This is a genomic window from Mesorhizobium sp. LjNodule214 (assembly GCF_964252735.1).
Classification (GTDB): domain Bacteria; phylum Pseudomonadota; class Alphaproteobacteria; order Rhizobiales; family Rhizobiaceae; genus Mesorhizobium.
On sequence record NZ_CAXUPE020000001.1, the window covers coordinates 1575043 to 1595071 of the forward strand.

General features: G+C 64.0%; 20 protein-coding genes. 11 read left to right on the forward strand and 9 right to left on the reverse strand.

Annotated features, from left to right (window positions below; translation table 11 throughout):
• The first annotated feature begins 22 nt into the window (after positions 1-22).
• The 8 genes from ACSQ3Z_RS07590 to ACSQ3Z_RS07625 all read left to right on the forward strand — a co-directional run bounded on the left by ACSQ3Z_RS07590 (position 23) and on the right by ACSQ3Z_RS07625 (position 10012).
• On the forward strand, positions 23-673 hold the full coding sequence (locus ACSQ3Z_RS07590; protein ID WP_436170697.1) for an RNA-binding protein: 651 nt from the start codon (positions 23-25) through the stop codon (positions 671-673).
• Positions 670-3240, forward strand: coding sequence for a translation initiation factor IF-2 (gene infB / locus ACSQ3Z_RS07595; protein ID WP_436170698.1), 2571 nt, complete (start codon positions 670-672; stop codon positions 3238-3240). Before ACSQ3Z_RS07590 ends, infB begins: the two co-directional genes overlap by 4 nt.
• A 126-nt stretch (positions 3241-3366) precedes the next feature.
• Entirely contained in the window at positions 3367-3771 is a 405-nt protein-coding gene (rbfA, locus tag ACSQ3Z_RS07600) for a 30S ribosome-binding factor RbfA (protein WP_006202926.1), read from the forward strand.
• On the forward strand, positions 3771-4751 hold the full coding sequence (truB, locus tag ACSQ3Z_RS07605) for a tRNA pseudouridine(55) synthase TruB (RefSeq protein ID WP_436170699.1): 981 nt from the start codon (positions 3771-3773) through the stop codon (positions 4749-4751). The genes rbfA and truB overlap by 1 nt, the downstream gene beginning before the upstream one ends.
• A 45-nt stretch (positions 4752-4796) precedes the next feature.
• Positions 4797-5891 carry a magnesium/cobalt transporter CorA gene (corA, locus tag ACSQ3Z_RS07610; protein ID WP_436170700.1) on the forward strand — a complete coding sequence of 365 codons (1095 nt, stop codon included), beginning with the start codon at positions 4797-4799 and terminating at the stop codon, positions 5889-5891.
• A gap of 204 nt (positions 5892-6095) precedes the next feature.
• Positions 6096-6365: a 30S ribosomal protein S15 gene (gene rpsO / locus ACSQ3Z_RS07615; protein WP_436170701.1), complete on the forward strand. Its 270-nt coding sequence runs from the start codon at positions 6096-6098 to the stop codon at positions 6363-6365.
• Between the two features lie 408 nt (positions 6366-6773).
• A complete protein-coding gene (gene pnp / locus ACSQ3Z_RS07620; protein ID WP_006202930.1) occupies positions 6774-8921 on the forward strand; it encodes a polyribonucleotide nucleotidyltransferase in 2148 nt (715 codons plus the stop codon).
• Positions 8922-9001: 80 nt separating this feature from the next.
• Positions 9002-10012 carry a class I SAM-dependent methyltransferase gene (locus ACSQ3Z_RS07625; protein WP_436170702.1) on the forward strand — a complete coding sequence of 337 codons (1011 nt, stop codon included), beginning with the start codon at positions 9002-9004 and terminating at the stop codon, positions 10010-10012.
• 14 nt (positions 10013-10026) lie between these two features.
• On the opposite strand, the gene ACSQ3Z_RS07630 is transcribed toward ACSQ3Z_RS07625, so the two are convergent.
• The 4 genes from ACSQ3Z_RS07630 to fabA all read right to left on the reverse strand — a co-directional run bounded on the left by ACSQ3Z_RS07630 (position 10027) and on the right by fabA (position 14254).
• Positions 10027-11577 (reverse strand): putative bifunctional diguanylate cyclase/phosphodiesterase, encoded by a 1551-nt coding sequence (locus ACSQ3Z_RS07630; RefSeq protein WP_436170703.1) that lies wholly within the window; start codon positions 11575-11577, stop codon positions 10027-10029.
• Between the two features lie 84 nt (positions 11578-11661).
• Entirely contained in the window at positions 11662-12471 is an 810-nt protein-coding gene (gene fabI / locus ACSQ3Z_RS07635; protein ID WP_436170704.1) for an enoyl-ACP reductase FabI, read from the reverse strand.
• Positions 12472-12483: 12 nt separating this feature from the next.
• Positions 12484-13704 carry a beta-ketoacyl-ACP synthase I gene (gene fabB, locus ACSQ3Z_RS07640; RefSeq protein WP_436170705.1) on the reverse strand — a complete coding sequence of 407 codons (1221 nt, stop codon included), beginning with the start codon at positions 13702-13704 and terminating at the stop codon, positions 12484-12486.
• 31 nt (positions 13705-13735) lie between these two features.
• Complete coding sequence (gene fabA / locus ACSQ3Z_RS07645; RefSeq protein ID WP_006202935.1) at positions 13736-14254, reverse strand: 3-hydroxyacyl-[acyl-carrier-protein] dehydratase FabA; 519 nt, start codon at positions 14252-14254, stop codon at positions 13736-13738.
• Positions 14255-14524: 270 nt separating this feature from the next.
• On the opposite strand from fabA, the gene irrA reads away from it, so the two are divergent.
• Together irrA and ACSQ3Z_RS07655 are read left to right on the forward strand one after the other, a co-directional pair.
• The gene (gene irrA, locus ACSQ3Z_RS07650) at positions 14525-14956 is read left to right on the forward strand and encodes an iron response transcriptional regulator IrrA (protein WP_436170706.1); all 432 of its coding nucleotides are present in this window, start codon (positions 14525-14527) and stop codon (positions 14954-14956) included.
• A gap of 10 nt (positions 14957-14966) precedes the next feature.
• Positions 14967-15326, forward strand: coding sequence for a DUF4260 domain-containing protein (locus ACSQ3Z_RS07655; RefSeq protein ID WP_436170707.1), 360 nt, complete (start codon positions 14967-14969; stop codon positions 15324-15326).
• 36 nt (positions 15327-15362) lie between these two features.
• Here the strand turns inward: ACSQ3Z_RS07655 and ACSQ3Z_RS07660 are convergent, their stop codons facing one another.
• On the reverse strand, positions 15363-15920 hold the full coding sequence (locus ACSQ3Z_RS07660; protein ID WP_436170708.1) for an SH3 domain-containing protein: 558 nt from the start codon (positions 15918-15920) through the stop codon (positions 15363-15365).
• Positions 15921-16076: 156 nt separating this feature from the next.
• On the opposite strand from ACSQ3Z_RS07660, the gene ACSQ3Z_RS07665 reads away from it, so the two are divergent.
• Positions 16077-17078 carry a 2-hydroxyacid dehydrogenase gene (locus ACSQ3Z_RS07665; RefSeq protein ID WP_404275301.1) on the forward strand — a complete coding sequence of 334 codons (1002 nt, stop codon included), beginning with the start codon at positions 16077-16079 and terminating at the stop codon, positions 17076-17078.
• A gap of 7 nt (positions 17079-17085) precedes the next feature.
• On the opposite strand, the gene ACSQ3Z_RS07670 is transcribed toward ACSQ3Z_RS07665, so the two are convergent.
• From ACSQ3Z_RS07670 to ACSQ3Z_RS07685, 4 genes are read right to left on the reverse strand one after another with little or no spacing between them, the layout of a single operon-like run.
• Entirely contained in the window at positions 17086-17499 is a 414-nt protein-coding gene (locus ACSQ3Z_RS07670) for an aconitase X swivel domain-containing protein (protein WP_436170709.1), read from the reverse strand.
• Positions 17496-18749 (reverse strand): aconitase X, encoded by a 1254-nt coding sequence (locus tag ACSQ3Z_RS07675; RefSeq protein WP_436170710.1) that lies wholly within the window; start codon positions 18747-18749, stop codon positions 17496-17498. The genes ACSQ3Z_RS07670 and ACSQ3Z_RS07675 overlap by 4 nt, the downstream gene beginning before the upstream one ends.
• Positions 18746-19234, reverse strand: coding sequence for a GNAT family N-acetyltransferase (locus tag ACSQ3Z_RS07680; RefSeq protein WP_436171860.1), 489 nt, complete (start codon positions 19232-19234; stop codon positions 18746-18748). Before ACSQ3Z_RS07680 ends, ACSQ3Z_RS07675 begins: the two co-directional genes overlap by 4 nt.
• Positions 19235-19247: 13 nt before the next feature.
• Positions 19248-20003, reverse strand: coding sequence for a molybdopterin-synthase adenylyltransferase MoeB (locus ACSQ3Z_RS07685; protein WP_436170711.1), 756 nt, complete (start codon positions 20001-20003; stop codon positions 19248-19250).
• Positions 20004-20029 lie beyond the last annotated feature (26 nt).

Below are 20029 nucleotides of genomic sequence, written 5' to 3' on the forward strand. Positions count from 1 at the left end.
ACAGAACCCGCCCTTGGACGAGATGAACGATCGCACCTGCATCGTCACCCGCAGGCAGGCCGAACCGGATGAACTGATCCGGTTCGTCGTCGGCCCGGATTCGGCCGTCGTTCCGGACATCAAGAGAAATCTGCCCGGCCGCGGTTGCTGGGTTAGCGCCGAGCGCCTACATGTCGACAAGGCAGCGGCGAAGAACCTGTTTGCGCGCGCCTTCAAGGCGCAGGTGACGGTTCCCGCCGATCTCGGCGGCATGGTCGACGGGCTGCTTTCCAGATCCGCTCTGGGCATGCTGGGCCTTGCCCGCAAGGCAGGAGCAATCGCTCTTGGCGCCACCAAGGTCGAGAGCGCCGTGCGCGCAGGATTGGCGCTTTTCGTGCTCCACGCGACTGAAGCGTCCAACGATGGCGTGCGCAAAATCAGCCAGGCGCGGCGGGCAACCGTCCATCTCGGCGGCCCCGCCATCCTTGCCTACAAACTTTTCTCCGAGGCCGAGTTGAGCTTGGCATTGGGGGGTACAAATGTGATACATGCTGCCGTTCTCGCGCAAGACGCGGGCAGGGCGGTCCAGAGGCGCATGGTTGCGCTCGACCGGTATCGGGGCGGTTCCCCGGACGATCTGGCAATGCTTGCGGCCGTTGCTGACGAAGATGATGCCGCAGAGGATATGGAATGAGCGATACGAAATCGGGCGACGACAAGACGTTGAGCGTTACGCCGAAGAAGACCTTGACGCTGAAGCGCCCCGGTACCGAGCAGGGCGTCGTGCGCCAGAATTTCTCGCATGGCCGCACCAAGCAGGTCCAGGTCGAGATCAAGAAGCGCAAGTTCTCCATGCCCGGCGACAAGCCGGAGCCGGTGGCCGCGCCTGCGTCCGTGTTCGCGCCGAAGGCGGCCGTTGCGGCTGCACCCGCCGTGCAGGAAGCGCCCAAGGCGCCGCCGCCTCCGCCGCCGGTCGAGCGCAGCGGCATGGTGCTGAACGAATTGTCGCGTGGCGAGATGGAAGCCCGCCGCAGGGCTCTCGAAGGCTCCAAGGTTCGTGAGGTCGAAGACCGCCAGCGCGCCCAGGAAGAGGCCAAGCGCCGCGCCGAGGACGAAGAGCGCCGCAAGCGCGAGCGGGAGGAATCCGCGCGCCGCCAGGCCGAGGAAGAAGCGCGGCTGCAGACCGAGGCCGAATCCCGGCGTCGCGCCGAGGAAGAGGCACGCCGTCGCGCGCCGCTGGCCGCCGAACTGGCGACAGTCGACGACGACGAGGACGTCAAGCCGAAGCGCACTGGCGCCGGCGCCCCCGTGCGCCGCCCGGTCACGCCCGAGGTGGCGCGTCCGGCCAAGCCCACCAAGGGCGAGGAAGACCGCCGCCGTGGCAAGCTGACCCTCAACACAGCGCTTTCAGACGAGGATGCGCGCGCCCGCTCGCTGTCGTCGATGCGTCGCCGCCAGGAAAAATTCAAGCGCGCGATGCACAATGAGCCGCGCGAGAAGGTTATGCGCGAAGTGATCCTGCCCGAAACCATCACCATCCAGGAACTGGCGCAGCGCATGTCCGAGCGCGCGGTCGACGTGGTCAAGTTCTTCATGAAGCAGGGCCAGATCATGAAGCCGGGCGACGTCATCGACGCCGACACGGCTGAACTGGTCGCCACCGAATTCGGCCATACGGTTCGCCGCGTCGCCGAGTCCGACATCGAGGAAGGCCTGTTCAACATCGCCGACAATGCCGAGGACCTGGTGTCGCGTCCGCCGGTGGTGACGATCATGGGCCATGTCGACCACGGCAAGACCTCGCTGCTCGACGCCATCCGCAACGCCAACGTCGTCTCCGGCGAGGCCGGCGGCATCACCCAGCACATCGGCGCCTACCAGGTCGAGAAGAACGGTCAGAAGATCACCTTCATCGACACGCCCGGCCACGCCGCCTTCACGGCGATGCGCGCCCGCGGCGCCCAGGCGACCGACATCGCCGTGCTGGTGGTGGCGGCCGACGACAGCGTCATGCCGCAGACGATCGAATCGATCAGCCATGCCAAGGCGGCCGGTGTCCCGATCATCGTCGCCATCAACAAGATCGACAAGCATGATGCCGACCCGCAGAAGGTGCGGTCAGAGCTGCTGCGCCACGAGGTCTTCGTCGAATCCATGGGCGGCGAGGTGCTGGACGTCGAAGTGTCGGCCACCAAGGGCACCAATCTCGACAAGCTGCTCGAGGCGATCCTGCTGCAGGCCGAAATCCTCGACCTGAAGGCCAATCCGGACCGCACCGCCGAAGGCGTCGTCATCGAGGCTCAGCTCGACAAGGGCCGTGGTCCCGTCGCCACCGTGCTGGTGCAGACCGGCACGCTGATGCCCGGCGACATCCTGGTTGCCGGCAACGAATGGGGCCGGGTGCGCGCGCTGGTCAACGACCGTAGCGAGCATGTCAAGGAAGCGCCGCCGGCGATGCCGGTCGAGGTGCTTGGCCTGCAGGGCACGCCGCAGGCCGGCGACCGCTTCGCGGTGGTCAACAACGAGGCTCGCGCCCGCGAGATCACCGAGTATCGCCAGCGCCTGGCGCGCGAGAAGGCGGTGGCCAAGCATGCCGGCCAGCGCGGCTCGCTCGAACAGATGATGTCGCAACTGCAGACGAGCGGGCTGAAGGAATTCCCGCTGGTCATCAAGGGCGACGTGCAGGGTTCGATCGAAGCGATCAACGCCGCGCTCGACAAGCTCGGCACCGACGAGGTGCGGGCACGCATCGTCCATGCCGGCGCCGGCGCCATCACCGAAAGCGACGTGTCGCTGGCGGAAACCTCGGGTGCCGCCATCATCGGCTTCAACGTCCGCGCCAATGTGCAGGCGCGCGCCGCTGCAGCGGCCGCGGGTATCGAGATCCGCTACTACTCGATCATCTACAATCTCGTGGATGACGTGAAGGCGGCGCTCTCCGGCCTGCTCTCGCCGGAGCGTCGCGAGACCTTCATCGGCAATGCCGAGATCCTCGAGATCTTCGACATCACCAAGGTCGGCAAGATCGCCGGCTGCCGTGTCACCGAAGGCAAGGTCGAGCGTGGTGCGGGCGTGCGCCTGATCCGCGACAACGTCGTCATCCACGAAGGCACGCTGAAGACGCTGAAGCGCTTCAAGGACGAGGTTTCGGAAGTGCCGGGCGGCCAGGAGTGCGGCATGGCCTTCCAGAACTACGAAGACATGCGCGTCGGCGACGTCATCGAGTGCTTCCGTGTCGAGATGGTGACCCGGACGCTCTGAGCTCGTATACTGTCGATACGACCGGGCGGTGGTCGAAAGGCCGCCGCCCAAGCCGTATTGAGAAAGCCCTATTGAGACATGCGGCGCGGTCCCATCCCGCGCTTCACGATTTCAGGATCGAGAAAAATGCCCCGTTCAACCACATCAGGCCCATCCCAGCGTATGCTGCGCGTCGGCGAACAAGTGCGCCATGCCCTGTCCGAAACCCTGCAGCGCGGTGAGATCATCGATCCGCTGATCGAGAATGCCGTGGTTTCGGTGTCGGAAGTGCGCATGTCGCCCGATCTGAAGATCGCCACCGCCTTCGTCTCGCCGCTTGGCGTCAAGGACACCGATGCCGTGGTCGAGGCGCTCAACAAGCATGCGAAATTCGTTCGCGGCCGTGTCTCGGGCGCGCTGCGGCAGATGAAGTACATGCCGGAATTCCGCTTCAGGCTCGATACGTCCTTCGACAACTTCGCCAGGATCAACGACCTCTTGAAATCGCCCGAAGTGGCGCGCGATCTCGACAACGACAAGGACGAGAAATAATGGGGCGCCGCGGCAAGAAGAAGGGCCGGCCGGTCTCCGGCTGGCTGGTGCTGGACAAGCCGGTCGGCATGGGCTCCACCGAAGCCGTCTCCAAGATCAAGTGGCTGTTCCAGGCCGACAAGGCCGGCCATGCCGGCACGCTCGATCCGCTCGCCTCCGGCATGCTGCCGATCGCGCTCGGCGAAGCCACCAAGACCGTGCCTTACGTCCAGGACGGCGCCAAGATCTATCGCTTCACCGTTGCGTGGGGTGACGAACGCTCGACCGACGACCTCGAAGGCCCGGTAACGAACAGCTCGGACAAGCGTCCGGCCGAGACCGAGGTAAGGGCGCTGCTGCCGAAATACACCGGCGTCATCATGCAGACGCCGCCGCAGTTCTCGGCCATCAAGATCGCCGGCGAGCGCGCCTACGATCTCGCCCGCGACGGCGAAACGGTCGATATACCCGCGCGGGAGATCGAGATCGGACGTTTGGACGTCATCGAGCACAGTGGTGAGCGGACCATTTTCGAAGTCGAATGTGGCAAGGGCACTTATGTCCGCTCGCTGGCCCGCGACATGGGCCGCGACCTCGGCTGTTTCGGCCACATCGCCGAATTGCGCCGGATCGAGGTCGAGCCGTTCACGCAGGAGGACTTCGTCACCATCGCCGAGCTGGAAGCCGCCCGTTTCGGCGGTGAAGGCGATGGGGATCCGGACACGGCCGATGATGCATCCGACGCTGCTGATCTGCCGGTCGACTTCACGGCCATCGATGCGCTGCTGGTCGACACGTCAGCCGCGCTCGATTGCCTTCCGCAGGTCGCCATCAGCGACGATGCGGCGGTGAAAATCCGGCTCGGCAATCCGGTCATCATTCGCGGCCGCGACGCCCCTGTCGAGGCCGAGGAGGCCTGTGCCACGGCGCGCGGCAGGCTAGTCGCCATCGGCGCCATCGAGCAGGGCATGTTCAAGCCCAAGCGGGTCTTTGCTGGATGATGGCTCTCGGCTAGTTTCGGCTCGACATTACGCTTGAGGGGGCACATGGCAAAAGCTGACACGACAAGGAAGCGGGCGCCGCTGAAAACAAGGCGGCCGCCCGTCGGCGCCTCGCCGGGCACGCTGATCGCCGATCCGTCGGCGCGGCGCAGCGAGCTCAGGCTGACCCTGATGTCGCCCGAGAAGTTCGAGACCATCGAAAATGCCAGTATCGACGACCTCAACACGCATTGCGACAGCTGGCCGGTCATCTGGCTGGATTGCACCGGCCTTGCCAACATCCCGCTGATCGAGGAGATCGGCCGCATTTTCAGCCTGCACCCGCTGGCGCTGGAGGACGTCGTCAACACCGGCCAGCGGCCGAAGGTGGATTTCTTCGAGGATCACGCCTTCGTCGTCGTGCGCATGATCGACGACGTCACGGCGCACCGCTACGAACAGATCTCCGTCTTCTTCGGCAAGAATTTCGTCGTCACCTTCCAGGAGCGCGAGGGCGACCCGTTCAATCCCGTGCGCAAGCGCATCGAGAGCTCGATGCCCAACCGGCTGCGATCGCGCGGCGCCGACTATCTCGCCTATGCGCTGATCGACGCCATCGTCGACAGCTATTTCCCGCCGATCGAGGCGGCCGGCGAACAGGTCGACAGCATCGAGGACCAGATGCTGAACACGCCGCACAAGCACCAGATGCAGCAATTGCACGAATTGCGGCGCGACGCCAATGTGCTGAAGGGCGTGCTGTGGCCGATGCGCGATGCGCTGGCGACGATGATCCGCAACGACGTGCCCTATGTGAAGGCCGAGACCAAGATCTTCCTCAACGACACGCTCGACCATTCGCTGCGGCTCATCGAGCTGGTCGAGACCCAGCGCGACATGCTGACCGGGCTGATCGAGATGCATCTGTCGCTGAGCCAGGCGCGCACCAACGAGGTCATCGGCTACTTGACCATCGTCTCGGGGGTCTTCATGCCGCTCACCTTCCTGGTCGGCGTCTGGGGGATGAACTTCGATCCCGAAACCTCGCCATGGAACATGCCGGAATTGAGGGCCCATTACGGCTACCCGGCAGCGCTTGGCTTCATGGCGGCCGTTGCTGTCGGGCTTGTAGCCTTCTTCAAATGGAAGAAGTGGCTATAGAACTCGTTTGGCTGCGGAAATTCTTGATCTTCGCAGCAAAAAGCCTGCGACAAGCCGGCTTCGTGAATTGGGCTGGTGTTTTCCGGGGAATTGCCCTATATGCGCCGCAGCATCGCGCCCTGACGCGTTGCTTGCACCGGCCCCTGCTGGACGACATCCCGGCTGAGGGCGTCCCGTTTCCTCGAACAGATAAGGAAAAACACGATGTCGATTACTGCTGAGCGCAAAAAGGAATTGATGGGTGAATTCGCAACCGCCAAGGGCGATACCGGGTCCCCGGAAGTCCAGGTGGCCATCCTTTCCGAGCGCATCAAGAACCTGACCGACCACTTCAAGGACCACAAGAAGGATAACCATTCCCGCCGTGGTCTGCTTGCTCTCGTCTCCCAGCGCCGCAGCCTGCTTGATTATCTCAAGCGCAAGGACGACTCGCGCTATCAGACGCTGATCGAGAAGCTCGGCCTGCGCCGTTGACGAATTGACCGGCGGGCTTTCTTCGGAGAGCCCGCCGGTCGCGCATTGGAGCATCGGGTCAATCCAGTACTCCAATGCAGGAATGGAGCGCCGTGCGTCCCCCTTTGGACGCGCAAAAGGACGCTCCGAAAAGTTTGAATTTGCGCGTGATGCTTCCCGAGATTTTCGGAGTTATGCGCAAGGCCGGTCGGATCGATTGGCCAGACCCGGTTTCGAAAGTGCAGAGGGCCATTCGGAACCGCCCATGGACGGTCATGGGGCAGGATTGCAGGATGCTCGTGCGGCCACCGTGCCGATTGACCCGAGCTTCCCGTTGTCTTGCCCGTGGCTGCCCGAGAAAGGAAGCCAGGCAAGGGCATACGCGCACCGTGAAACGGCGCGGCCCTTTCCGCATATGAAGGACAAGATATGTTCAATCACCACAAAGTGGAAATCGAATGGGGCGGCCGTCCGCTCGTTCTGGAGACCGGCAAGATCGCGCGCCAGGCTGATGGCGCGGTGCTGGCCACCTACGGCGAGACCAAGGTTCTCGCCACCGTCGTCTCGATGAAGGAGCCGAAGCCCGGCCTCGACTTCTTCCCGCTGACCGTCAACTACCAGGAAAAGACCTATGCCGCCGGCAAGATCCCGGGCGGCTATTTCAAGCGCGAAGGCCGTCCGAGCGAGAAGGAAACGCTGGTTTCCCGCCTGATCGACCGCCCGATCCGCCCGCTCTTCGCCGATGGCTACAAGAACGACACGCAGATCGTCGTCACCGTCGTCCAGCATGATCTCGAGAACGATCCGGACATCCTGTCGATCGTCGCCACCTCGGCCGCGCTGACGCTCTCCGGCGTCCCCTTCATGGGCCCGATCGGCGGCGCCCGCGTCGGCTACATCAACGGCGAATACGTGCTCAACCCACATGTCGACGAGATGCAGGAATCCAAGCTTGACCTCGTCGTCGCCGGCACCACTGATGCCGTGCTGATGGTCGAGTCCGAGGCCAAGGAGCTTGGCGAGGATCTGATGCTCGGCGCCGTCATGTTCGGCCACAAGGGCTTCCAGCCGGTGATCGACGCGATCATCAAGCTGGCCGAAGTCGCCGCCAAGGACCCGCGCGACTTCACCGCGCCGGACTATTCGGCGCTCGAGGGCGAGATGCTGAAGATCGTCGAAAACGAACTTCGCGACGCCTACAAGATCACCGACAAGCAGAAGCGCTACGCCGCCGTCGACGCCGTCAAGGCGAAGGTCAAGGCCGCGTTCACCCCGGCCGAAGGCGAAGACGCCAAGTACACCTCCGAGCAGATCGGCAGCGTGTTTAAGGAACTCCAGGCCAAGGTCGTGCGCTGGAACATCCTCGACACCGGCTCGCGCATCGACGGCCGCGACCTGAAGACGGTCCGCAAGATCGTCTCGGAAGTCGGCGTCCTGCCGCGCACCCATGGTTCGGCCCTGTTCACCCGCGGCGAGACCCAGGCGCTGGTCGTCGCCACGCTTGGCACCGGCGAGGACGAGCAGTATGTCGATTCGCTGACCGGCATGTACAAGGAGAAGTTCCTCCTTCACTACAACTTCCCTCCCTATTCCGTCGGTGAAACCGGCCGCATGGGTTCGCCGGGCCGCCGCGAAATCGGCCACGGCAAGCTCGCCTGGCGCGCCATCCGCCCGATGCTGCCGACCGCTGACCAGTTCCCCTACACGCTGCGCGTCGTCTCGGAGATCACCGAGTCCAACGGCTCGTCGTCGATGGCCACCGTCTGCGGCACCTCGCTGGCGCTGATGGATGCCGGCGTTCCGCTGGCCAAGCCCGTCGCCGGCATTGCCATGGGCCTGATCAAGGAAGGCGAGCGCTTCGCGGTTCTCTCCGACATCCTTGGCGACGAGGATCACCTCGGCGACATGGACTTCAAGGTCGCCGGCACCGCCAACGGCATCACCTCGCTGCAGATGGACATCAAGATCGACGGCATCACCGAGGAGATCATGCAGATCGCGCTCGGCCAGGCCAAGGACGGTCGTCTGCATATCCTCGGCGAAATGGCTCATGCGCTGTCCGGCGCGCGTGCCGAGCTCGGCGAGTTCGCGCCGCGCATCGAGGTCATGCACATCCCGACCGACAAGATCCGCGACGTCATTGGCTCCGGCGGCAAGGTCATCCGCGAGATCGTCGAAAAGACCGGCGCCAAGATCAACATCGAGGATGACGGCACGGTCAAGATCGCTTCGTCCAACGCCAAGGAGATCGAGGCGGCGAAGAAGTGGATCCACACCATCGTCGCCGAGCCGGAAGTCGGCGAGATCTATGAAGGCACGGTCGTCAAGACCGCCGACTTCGGCGCTTTCGTCAACTTCTTCGGTCCGCGTGACGGCCTCGTCCACATCTCGCAGCTGGCCAACGATCGCGTCGCCAAGACCTCCGACGTCGTCAAGGAAGGCGACAAGGTCTGGGTCAAGCTGATGGGCTTCGACGAGCGCGGCAAGGTTCGCCTGTCGATGAAGGTCGTCGACCAGGCCACCGGCAAGGAAATCGTCCGCGACAAGAAGGCCGAAGGCGAAGAAAACGCCGCCTGAACGGTCTGACCACGCAATCGAAGCGGGCGCGGCTTATGTCGCGCCCGTTTTCATTTTCACGGTAAGAACGAGATCGAAGAATGTCCGCTGAGCCGCTGAAGACGCTTTTCCATCCGTTCGAGGCGGAGGCTGTTCCTCTGCCACGAAAGGGCGGGCATGTTGTCTTTCTGGGCGCGGAACCCGCTTTCCGTTTGCCTGAAGGCTTTGAGACCGCGCTTCACCTCGTGCAGGGCTTCCGGCCCCATTTCCGCGCCCTGCTGGCGTCGGGCTTCAATGTCACGCCACAGGCCGAAGGCGCCAACTTCGACGCAGCACTGGTGCTTGCCGGGCGTCATCGCGGGCAAAACGAATTGCGCATTGCCGAAGCGATGGAACGTGTCGCGGCGGGCGGATTGATTGTCGTCGCCGGCGGCAAGGATGATGGCATTGCCAGCCTGCGCAAGCGCATCGACGAGCTTGTGCCGCTTGACGGCCACCTGCCGAAACATCACGGCATCGCCTTCTGGTTCGCCCGACCGGCCGATAGCAGAGCCGCATCAGTGCTTCGGGCTGCCAATCCAGACCTTGTATTGGAAGGCCGCTTTCGCACCGCGCCCGGCATGTTCTCCTTCGACAAGGTTGACACCGGTTCCAGATTGCTGGTGGACAATCTGCCCAACGATCTGCGTGGCAACATCGCCGATTTCTGCGCCGGCTGGGGCTATGTGGCAGCCGAAGTCGCGGCGCGATCGTCCGGCATATCCAGGCTCGATCTCTTCGAGGCGGACTTCGCCTCGCTGGAGGCAGCGAAGGGCAACATCGGCACGGCAGCCGAGACACATTTCTTCTGGACCGACCTGCTCAGCGAGCCTGTCGAGCGCCGCTATGACGCGATCGTCATGAACCCGCCTTTTCATCGCAGCCGGGCGGCCGAGCCGGAGATCGGCGCTGGCATGATCCAGGCAGCGGCCAAGGCGCTGAAACCGGGCGGCAGGCTGTTCATGGTGGCGAACCGGCAGCTTCCCTACGAGGCAGTGCTGGCGGCGGCCTTCTCAAGCCATGCGGAGACTGCCCGCAACGGCATGTTCAAGGTTTTCTCGGCGCGCCGGTAACCGGCGAGTTTTGGTCAATGCATGCTGACGATGCGCGCTTCGCTCTTGACGTGGACGACCTGCGCTTCGCCAGGCCCGATCTTGAGCGGCGCCGGGCGGCCGAACAGATAACCTTGCACCACCTCGCAACCGGCGGCCCTGAGCAGCGTCGCCTGGCTCTCGGTTTCGACGCCTTCGGCGATGATGCCGACGCCGAGCGCCCGCGACAGCCCGACGATGGTCGAGACGACGGCGCCCGAGTTGGAATCCGTGTCGATGCGGCTGACGAAGGAGCGGTCGATCTTCAGCTTGCCGAACGAGAAATCGATCAGGTAGCTTAGATTGGAATAGCCGGTGCCGAAATCGTCGACTGCGACCGAGATGCCCATGTCGGCGAGTTCCCGCAGGATGATGGCGGCGCGCTCGCGGTCCTGCATCATCGCCGTCTCGGTGACTTCCAGCTCAAGCCGCGACGGCTTGATGCCGGTGCTTGCCATCGTCTCGCGCACGATGCCGACGAAATCCTTGGTCATGAACTGGACCGGCGAGATGTTGACGGCAACGAAACAGTCCTCGGGCAGATGGCGGGCGTCGTTGCACGCCTTGCGCAGCACCCACTCGCCGATCGGGTTGATCATGCCTGTCTCTTCCGCGATCGGGATGAACTCCATCGGCGGGATCATGCCGCGCTCCGGGTGCTTCCAGCGGATCAGCGCCTCGTAGCCGATGATGCGGCCGCTCGGCAGGTCGAGCTGCGGCTGGTAATGGAGGTCGAAATCACCCCGCTCGAATGCGGTATGCAGCTCGGATTCGATCCACTGCCGATGGTCGGCGACCCGACCCATGTCGGAATGGAAGACCGACCAGTTGCCTACCCCTCCGGCACGTGCGTTCTGCAGCGCCAGGTTGGAGCGGCGCAGCACCAGGACAGGATCGACGCCATCCTTCGGCATGGCCACGATGCCGACCGACAGGCTGACCGACTGCTGATGGGTATCGAGCTGGTAGGGTTCCATCATCTCGTCGATGAGCTTCTCGATGATCCGTTCCACGGATCCCTTGATCTCGCGATCCGGCAACAGGACCGCGAACTCACCGGCGCCGATGCGCCCGATCACCGCGCCTTCCGGCATGCTGGTCTTCAATCGCTGGGAAAAGGCGCGGATCAGCTCGTCACCGTGGCTGTAGCCGATCGCGTCGTTGATTTGCTTGAAGCGGTCGATGTCGATGTCGATGAGAAACACCGGTTCGCCGCTGCGGATCGTCACCGATGCCGCGTCCGCGATCTTGCCGACCATGGCTGGGCGCGTCAGCAGGCCCGTCAGCTTGTCGAAATTGGTTTCGTTGAAGACGTAATCGGCCGATTCGTCGACACCGGCGAAGAAGGACAGCGCGGCGCCCGCGGCGGCCAGCGCGCAGAGCAGGGCCATGACCGCGACCATCGTCTGGGCCGGCATGCCGGCAAGGCCGTCGCCGAAACCGAACTTCAGGCCCCAGACACCGAGGATAAAACTGCCCATGCCCGAGCTGGCAATGGTGATCAGCCGGAACAACGGTGTGCGCTTCGGGTTGCTGACAGCAGGCATGCGGGTCCCTAAGTTATGGGACCTCTAGCGGATATCTCCTTAAAATGGGTTTCCGCCATTGCGTCCAATTTTACCGGACAGGAACTATTCTCGGCCGTCGCTCTGCTTCAGCTCATCGAGCGTCGGCATGGAAACGATGTGATAGCCGGAATCGACATAGTGGATTTCGCCAGTGACGCCGGAAGACAGATCGGACAGCAGGTAGAGCGCTGACCCGCCGACCTCGTCGATGGTCACCGTGCGGCGCAGCGGCGAATTGCGCTGCTGGTAGGAAAACATGTGGCGCGCATCCGAAATCCCGGCGCCGGCCAGCGTTCGGACCGGTCCCGCCGATATGCCGTTCACCCGGATCCCGCGCGGACCGTAGTCGTTGGCGAGATAGCGCACGCTAGCCTCCAGGCCGGCCTTGGCGACGCCCATGACGTTGTAGTTCGGCATGACGCGGACCGAACCGGCATAGGTCAGCGTGATCATCGAGCCGCCGTCCTTCATCAGCGCGGCGGCGTGCCGGGCGATCTCGGTGAAGGAATAGCAGGAGATGACCATGGTGCGGACGAAATTGTCGCGGCTGGTGTCGGCATAGAGGCCCTTCAGCTCGTTCTTGTCGGAAAAGCCGATGGCATGGACGACGAAGTCGAGACCGCCCCATTCCTTGCCGAGCGTCTCGAAGGTGGCGGCGACCGAAGCGCTGTCCTCGACATCGCAGGGCACGACCAGCGCCGCACCAAGCCTCTCGGCAAGCGGCTTGACCCGGCGGCCAAAGGCGTCGCCCTGGTAGGTGAAGGCCAGTTCGGCACCGTGCTCGGACAATTTCTGGGCGATGCCCCAGGCGATCGAATGATCGTTGGCGACACCCATGACAAGCCCGCGCTTGCCCTTCATCAATCCGTCCATGGCTGGCAATCCTTATGCGGAATAGCGCTGGAAAATCAGCGTTGCGTTGGTGCCACCGAAACCGAACGAATTGGACAAAACGGTGTCGATCCTGGCGTTATCGATGCGCTTGCGTACGATCGGCATGCCCTCGAATTCCGGATCGAGTTCCTCGATATGGGCGCTTTCGCCGATGAAGCCGCCCTGCATCATCAGGATCGAGTAGATCGATTCCTGCACGCCGGCCGCGCCCAGCGAATGGCCGGTCAGCGACTTGGTCGAGGTGATGAAAGGCATCTTGTCGCCGAACACTTCGCGGATCGCGCCCATCTCCTTGGAATCGCCGACCGGCGTCGAGGTGCCATGCGTGTTGATGTAGTCGACCGGCGAGGAAACCGTGGCCAGCGCCTGGCGCATGCAGCGCACCGCGCCTTCGCCCGAGGGCGCCACCATGTCGTAGCCGTCCGAGGTCGCGCCATAGCCGACGATCTCGGCATAGATCTTGGCGCCGCGCGCCTTGGCGTGCTCGAGCTCTTCCAGCACCAGCACGCCGGCGCCGCCGGCGATGACGAAACCGTCGCGATTGACGTCATAGGCGCGTGAGGCGGCCGACGCCCTGTCGTTGAACTTCGACGACATCGCGCCCATGGCGTCGAACAGGTCCGACATCGTCCAGTCGAGGTCCTCGTGGCCGCCGGCAAAGACCATGTCCTGCTTGCCCCACTGGATCAGCTCGTAGCCATTGCCGATGCAGTGCGCCGAGGTGGAGCAGGCGGACGAGATCGAATAGTTGACGCCGTGGATCTTGAACCAGGTGGCGAGCGTCGCCGACGCGGTCGACGACATCGCCTTCGGCACCGCGAACGGCCCGATGCGCTTGGGGCTGCCGTTCTTGAGCGTCGTTTCGGCCGCCTCGACGATGGTGCGCGTCGATGGTCCACCCGAGCCCATGACGATGCCGGTGCGCTCGTTGGTGATGTCGCTCTCGCCGAGGCCCGCATCCGCGATCGCCTGGTCCATGGCGACGTGGTTCCAGGCCGCGCCTTGCGACAGGAAGCGCATGGCGCGCCGGTCGATCATCGCCGACGGGTCGAGCGACGGCGCGCCCCAGACCTGGCAGCGGAAGCCGTGTTCGGCGAATGAATCCGAAAAGCTGATGCCGGACTTGGCATCGTGGAGCGAGGCCTGCACCTCATTGGCATTGTTGCCGATCGACGACACGACGCCGAGGCCTGTCACTACGACCCGTCTCATGGGCTGCTCCTTCCAAAGTGTCCGGTGGCGATCAGGCGACCGCCGACTGCTTTGACAGACCTACCTTGAGATCCGTTGCCGCGTATATGGGTTCGCCATCCGCCTTGAGCCAGCCATCGGCGATGCCGAGCACCAGCCGGCCGCGCATCACGCGCTTGAAATCGATGCCGTACTCGACCTTCTTGACCGACGGCGTTACCATGCCTTTGAACTTCACCTCACCGGTCGACAGCGCCATCCCCTTGCCGGGCTCGCCGAGCCAGCCGAGGTAGAAGCCGGTCAACTGCCACATGGCATCGAGGCCAAGGCAACCCGGCATGATCGGGTTACCGATGAAATGGCAGGCGAAAAACCACAGGTCCGGCTTGATGTCGAATTCGGCGCGGATGAAGCCCTTGTCGAATGCACCGCCGGTTTCGCTGATCTCGGTGATGCGGTCGAACATCAGCATCGGTGGATAGGGCAGCTGCGCATTTCCCGGTCCGAACAGCTCGCCGCGGGCGCAGGCAAGCAGTTCCTCGTAATCGTAGCTGGACTTCGAACCTGCCATCAATTTCGTCCCCGTGATCGTCCTGGGCGGCAGGGCGCCCTTGTCGTTGGTTTCCTAACACAGTCTGTTTATGGCCGGAAACCGGCGTCTGCGCTTAACCCGCCCGCCTGCCGGGGTCAATGCGCACCGGGATATCTGCGCACATGTTGCTCTATTGATCGAATTCGGCCGACAGAATATATGTCAGGAGCTGTCCAGTTTCGGCCGATGCCGTTTTTTCGCCATTCTGGGCGGGTTTTTGGGGCCGAACCGCGAGCTTCGACGGATAGGATGGATCAGGGCTGCCGGAAGGATAATGTCGCTGTGGACAAGCGGGTTCGCGAAGCCGGCCTGAGGCCGACGCGCCAGCGCATTGCGTTGGCTGATCTGCTTTTCGCCAAGGGCGATCGTCATCTTTCGGCCGAGGAACTGCATGAGGAGGCGATTGCCGCCGGCGTGCCGGTGTCGCTTGCCACCGTCTACAATGCCCTTCACCAGTTTACCCAGGCGGGCCTGCTGCGCATCCTGGCCGTCGAGGGCTCGAAGACCTATTTCGACACCAACACCTCCGATCACCATCATTTCTATATCGAAGGCGAAAACCGCATCTTCGATATCGCCAGCGGTCCGGTGACGGTTTCCAACCTGCCGGAGCCGCCGGAAGGCCTGGAGATCGCCAATGTCGACATCGTGGTGAGGTTGCGCCCGAAACGTCGCGATTGATCCGCGCTCGATGAGACCCGTCGATCTGGCAGTACGGCTCGAATGGATTGCCGTTGCGGTGGTCGCGCTCGTTCTCTACGCGCTGGCCGGTGCCTCCTGGTGGCTGTTTGCCTTGCTCATCCTGGCGCCGGACCTGTCGATGTTGGGTTATCTCGCCGGGCCGCGCGTCGGCGCCGTCGCCTACAACGCGTTGCACATCCTGATTGTCCCGCTGCCGCTGGCGCTTGCCGGATACGTCTTTGCCAATCCGATCGCGATCGCCGTCGCTCTGACTTGGATCACCCACATCGCCGTCGACCGCGCGCTGGGTTACGGCCTCAAACTGTCGAGCGGTTTTCGGGACACCCATCTCGGCCGCATCGGCCGCTAGACCAACCGGTTTTGCTGCGCTGACCTACTAGAAAAGTCAGTTCTTGACGTGTTCGCCTGGATAAGCGCCCCAGACGACCGATTGGGGGAGCCAGCCGGTGTGGCCGTCGAAGGTCATTTCGCACCACTGGCCGTCGCAGGACTTGATCGATCCCATGACGCCCGGCTCGATGATGGCCACCACGCTGGCGTCCTTGTCCTTGTCGTCAAGCAGGTTGATTCGGCCGCCCTTGCCGCGCTGCCAGGGCGCGACGATCGCCGTGCGGCGGCCCGACAGCAGCGACTGGTTGATCCAGCCTTCCGAACCGTCGGCATCGCGTACGCGGCGCCAGGTATCGAATTCCTGGATGATTTCCATCGGCAACCCGGCCTTCATGTACATCCAGTTGACGGAGTAGTTGGCGCCGGGGCCGACGCGCGCGTTGACGCGGCCCGATTTCAGGCTGACGAAACGCGGCAGCGGCAGGCCGCTCGGCCCGAGCGTGATCGTCTGCGCGGGGGCCGCGGCGCTCGGCGCCACCGTTTGCGGGGAACAAAGGAGGGCGCCGAGGACTGCTGCGCTGAAGGCCAGGCGGAGCGACGCGAAACCAGACACTTTCATTCCTTTCGGCGCTTGCCCGTCGGCACCGGCGCCCCTTTTTCTTTGTCTTCGGCGGCACCGCTTGTTACAGAGTGGCAGGCACCGCGACCGGCTTCGATTTTCGCCTGTCTTGGTTAAAGAGGTCTCAACGAGATCGGGTTCGAGGAAACAATGGCAGGCAAGAAAAGGCCCCTCGTCGTCATCACGCGCAAGCTGCCCGATCCGGTCGAAACCCGCATGCGCGAACTGTTCGACGCACGGTTGAACGTCGAGGACAGGCCGATGACGCAGCCCGAGCTGGTCGCGGCGATCAAGGAAGCCGACGTCCTGGTGCCGACGATCACCGACAATATCGACGCGGCCCTGATCGCCCAGGCCGGCGACAATCTCAAGCTGATCGCCAATTTCGGCAATGGCGTCGACAAGATCGATGTGGAGGCGGCGGCCAAGAAGGGCATCACTGTCACCAACACACCGAACGTGCTGACCGAAGACACGGCCGACATGACCATGGCGCTGATGCTGGCCGTGCCGCGGCGCCTGGCAGAAGGCGCCAACGTGCTGACCAGCGACAAGAAATGGGCCGGCTGGTCGCCGACTTGGATGCTCGGCCGGCGCATCTGGGGCAAACGGCTTGGCATCGTCGGCATGGGCCGCATCGGCACCGCCGTCGCCAGGCGCGCCAAGGCCTTCGGCCTGTCGATCCACTATCACAACCGCCACCGCGTGCTGCCGGCCGTAGAAGACGAGTTGGAGGCGACTTATTGGGAAAGCCTCGACCAGATGCTGGCCCGCATGGACATCATCTCGGTCAACTGCCCGTCGACGCCGGCAACCTTCCACCTGCTGTCGGCGCGTAGGCTGGCGCTCATGCAACCGTCAGCCTACATCGTCAACACCGCGCGTGGCGACATCATCGACGAGGAATCGCTGATCAAGCTGATCCATGACGGCAAGATCGCCGGCGCCGCGCTGGACGTCTACGAGCACGAGCCGGCGCTGAACAGCAAACTCTTGAAGCTCGCCGCCAAAGGCAAGGTCGTGCTTTTGCCGCATATGGGCTCGGCGACGCTCGAAGGCCGCATCGACATGGGCGAGAAGGTGATCATCAACATCCGCGCCTTCTTCGACGGTCATCGCCCGCCGGACCGCGTGCTGCCGCTGCGAACATAAATAGTGGTCAACTGGCTACGGCGAGCGCGCCGTCGTCGGTGACTGTTACGGTGCTTCCGCGATAGGTGTCGAAGTTATCGCGCCCGAGCTGCAGCGCCATTGGCGTCTCCCAGCCCATCTCCCTGGCCACGATCAGGCCGAGCAGCAGGATCGCATCCGGTTCGTGCAGCACCAGTGCCGCCGGCGCATGGCCATTGTGGACAAGTTCCATCAACACGGCCGACGCCGAGGACGAGCCGATCGTGCCTGGCAGGAACAGCACGCGCCCCGACAGGTTTTCGCCGTGCTGTGGATGCCGGACATCGGCGATGCGGCCGGTCTTCGGATCGACGCCGCCCCAGAAGCTGATCGGCGCCGTCAGCACCAGCGCCTCGCCTTCGCCGGCCCGGCCCGGCACCAGGATTTCTGCTGGAGCGCTCATGCCGCGATGTCCGTAAATGCTGGCTTACCAATAACGGCACTTTCGACACAGTCGGCCAGCGAGCCGTAAAGCACGGCATATCCGGTATTGCCCGGCGCGTAATGCGCGAACTTTCCGGAGTTGGTCATCAATATGCCTCCGGCAAGCTCGGGCATGATCGGCGTCACCACCACGCAGGTGTCGGCCACGATGACGACACCGCTTGCTTCGAGCATCTTGCGCCGCCCGTTCTTTTCGAGCGACGAAAGCACATGGCGCCCGGTGCAGGCATAGATCGGCACGGTGAGGCGCCGTCCGGCGATCAGCCGCTCCAGCATGTAGAACTCGTCGAGTGACAGATGCGGGCTGCCGATTGCCACTGCATCAATGGTTTTCGGCCCTGTTGCCGTCGACAAGCCCGCGCGGGCCTTCGCCGCCATCTCCGGCGTGACGCGGATCACCGTTTCCGGCGCAGCGCCCGCCAGGATGGTTTCGGCGACGGGCGCCTCGGGTGTCACGCCGGCAATATGGAAAAGGCCGACCGCACCGGATGAGGCGGCGGCCGCGCCGAACGCCTTCAGCGCGTCCTCGCCGGGATGGCCCGGCACGCCGGTGACGACACCGATTGTGTTGCCGACTTCGCGGCCATAGAGGCTGCCCAGCACTGGCCAGGCGATCTCGGAGCCGAGGAACGACGCGGAGAGTCCGGAGACATCGAACACCAGCCGCGCCCGCCGGTTCTCTGCACGGTGCAAGCCGTAGTCCGGCGCGCGGCCCGATATGGCGCAGGCGATGTCGAGGAAATCGCCGTAGCGGTTGGTGCGCGCGCCAAGCACCGAATTGCAGAACACAACGGCGTTGGATTCGCCCCAGGCGACGTCGCTTCCCAGTGCTGGCCGATGCCCGGCCTGGTAGGGCGCGCAGGTCCAGCTCTGCTCGCAGCCGAGCTTGCGGTAGGCCTCCATCATCCGCCGCGCCATGCCGCGCGCCGGCTCCTCGAGGCGGATGCGCGAGCAGCCCATCAGGTCGAGCGCCCCGACATTGAGCGTCGAGCGCACCGCGACCCGGGCACCGCCCTCGACCAGCCTTTCGGCGAACAGCGTGCCGGAATCGCCGTGATAGAGCGCCCCGTCTATGTGCGCCGAGGCGATCGGGATCAGCCGCGGCGCGCCGAGCAGGCTGGCGCTGTCGGCGACGATGCGCATCGCCATCGCCGCGCCGTCCTTGCCGGAGGCGATTGTCTGTTCTTCCGGACTGAGGGCGAGGCTCACGAAAGCACCTTGCGCATGGTGATCGAGGTCGGACGGTTATAGCTCGTATGCGCCGTGCGTCCGGTCTCACGAAAGCCGAGTCGGGAGAAGGCGGCGTGGTTTTCGCTCAGTTCGATGCGCGTCTGCAGCTCGATGGCGCTCTTGCCGCTGCTGCGGGCAAGGTTCTCGACGGCCTGCATCAACCGCCTGCCGATGCCTTGTCCCTGGAGGCCCGGCTCGACGGCGAGCTTGCCGACATAGACATCATCAGCCCGCTCAAGTGCGAAAATACAGCCGACGATCCGGCCGGCCTCGAGCGCCAAAAAACCCGTCTCCTGCCGGGCCTTGGCCTTCAGGCCTTCAGGCGTCAGCAGATGCGACGAGGACGGCGGATCGATGATGCCGTCCATGAAGGCGAAGGCGCGCAGGATCAGCTTGAGTAATTCGTCCCAGCGCTCGAAATCGGGCGCAATCTGCGTAACGAGAACAGCTGTGGACTGGCCCATCTGGTCCATGCGGTCAGTTTCTCTTGTAGCGAATGGTGTCGAAGCGCGCCGAAAGCGCATCATAGAGCAGCAAGCGGCCGACCAGCGGTTCACCGATGCCGGTGATCAGTTTGATCGCCTCCATTGCCTGCAGCGTACCGACGACGCCGGTCAGCGCGCCGACAACGCCGGCCACTGCGCAGGATGGCACCAGGCCCGGCGGCGGCGCCTCGGGGAAAAGATCGCGATAGCCCGGGTTCAGCCTGCCATCCGCGCCGGTCTCGAAAGGCTTCAGCACGGTCAGCGAACCGTCGAAGCGGCCGACGGCGGCATGCACCAGCGGCCGTTTCTCCGCGGCGCAGGCGTCGGCGACGGCATAACGCGTCTCGAAATTGTCGGAGCCGTCGACGATGATGTCGTAGCGCGCAATGAGGGCAGGGGCGTTTTCCGCCGTCAGCCGAAGCTGGTGCAGTTCCACCGAGACGTTGGGGTTGATGCGCGCGATGGCCGCCTTGGCGCTGTCGGTTTTCGCCACGCCGACCGCGTCGGTGCCGTGGATCACCTGCCGTTGCAGGTTCGACAGCGAAACGTCGTCGTCATCGACGATGCCGAGCGTGCCGACGCCGGCGGCGGCGAGATATTCGAGCACCGGCGCCCCCAGCCCACCGGCGCCGATCACCAGCACCCGAGCCCGCTTCAGCTTTTGCTGGCCGGCGCCGCCGATCTCGGGCAGCACGATGTGGCGCGCATAGCGTTCGAGCTCTTCCTCGGTGAGGGCGGCGTTCATCATCGCCGGACCATATAGTGGGCGAAAAA

What these genes read in the sequence shown, in the direction of transcription:
- ACSQ3Z_RS07590 (WP_436170697.1), top strand. Translation starts at nt 23, where the DNA reads ATGAACGATCGCACCTGCATCGTCACCCGCAGGCAGGCCGAACCGGAT.
- infB (WP_436170698.1), top strand. Translation starts at nt 670, where the DNA reads ATGAGCGATACGAAATCGGGCGACGACAAGACGTTGAGCGTTACGCCG.
- rbfA (WP_006202926.1), top strand. Translation starts at nt 3,367, where the DNA reads ATGCCCCGTTCAACCACATCAGGCCCATCCCAGCGTATGCTGCGCGTC.
- truB (WP_436170699.1), top strand. Translation starts at nt 3,771, where the DNA reads ATGGGGCGCCGCGGCAAGAAGAAGGGCCGGCCGGTCTCCGGCTGGCTG.
- corA (WP_436170700.1), top strand. Translation starts at nt 4,797, where the DNA reads ATGGCAAAAGCTGACACGACAAGGAAGCGGGCGCCGCTGAAAACAAGG.
- rpsO (WP_436170701.1), top strand. Translation starts at nt 6,096, where the DNA reads ATGTCGATTACTGCTGAGCGCAAAAAGGAATTGATGGGTGAATTCGCA.
- pnp (WP_006202930.1), top strand. Translation starts at nt 6,774, where the DNA reads ATGTTCAATCACCACAAAGTGGAAATCGAATGGGGCGGCCGTCCGCTC.
- ACSQ3Z_RS07625 (WP_436170702.1), top strand. Translation starts at nt 9,002, where the DNA reads ATGTCCGCTGAGCCGCTGAAGACGCTTTTCCATCCGTTCGAGGCGGAG.
- ACSQ3Z_RS07630 (WP_436170703.1), bottom strand. Translation starts at nt 11,577, where the DNA reads ATGCCTGCTGTCAGCAACCCGAAGCGCACACCGTTGTTCCGGCTGATC.
- fabI (WP_436170704.1), bottom strand. Translation starts at nt 12,471, where the DNA reads ATGGACGGATTGATGAAGGGCAAGCGCGGGCTTGTCATGGGTGTCGCC.
- fabB (WP_436170705.1), bottom strand. Translation starts at nt 13,704, where the DNA reads ATGAGACGGGTCGTAGTGACAGGCCTCGGCGTCGTGTCGTCGATCGGC.
- fabA (WP_006202935.1), bottom strand. Translation starts at nt 14,254, where the DNA reads ATGGCAGGTTCGAAGTCCAGCTACGATTACGAGGAACTGCTTGCCTGC.
- irrA (WP_436170706.1), top strand. Translation starts at nt 14,525, where the DNA reads ATGGATCAGGGCTGCCGGAAGGATAATGTCGCTGTGGACAAGCGGGTT.
- ACSQ3Z_RS07655 (WP_436170707.1), top strand. Translation starts at nt 14,967, where the DNA reads ATGAGACCCGTCGATCTGGCAGTACGGCTCGAATGGATTGCCGTTGCG.
- ACSQ3Z_RS07665 (WP_404275301.1), top strand. Translation starts at nt 16,077, where the DNA reads ATGGCAGGCAAGAAAAGGCCCCTCGTCGTCATCACGCGCAAGCTGCCC.
- ACSQ3Z_RS07670 (WP_436170709.1), bottom strand. Translation starts at nt 17,499, where the DNA reads ATGAGCGCTCCAGCAGAAATCCTGGTGCCGGGCCGGGCCGGCGAAGGC.
- ACSQ3Z_RS07680 (WP_436171860.1), bottom strand. Translation starts at nt 19,234, where the DNA reads ATGGGCCAGTCCACAGCTGTTCTCGTTACGCAGATTGCGCCCGATTTC.
- ACSQ3Z_RS07685 (WP_436170711.1), bottom strand. Translation starts at nt 20,003, where the DNA reads ATGATGAACGCCGCCCTCACCGAGGAAGAGCTCGAACGCTATGCGCGC.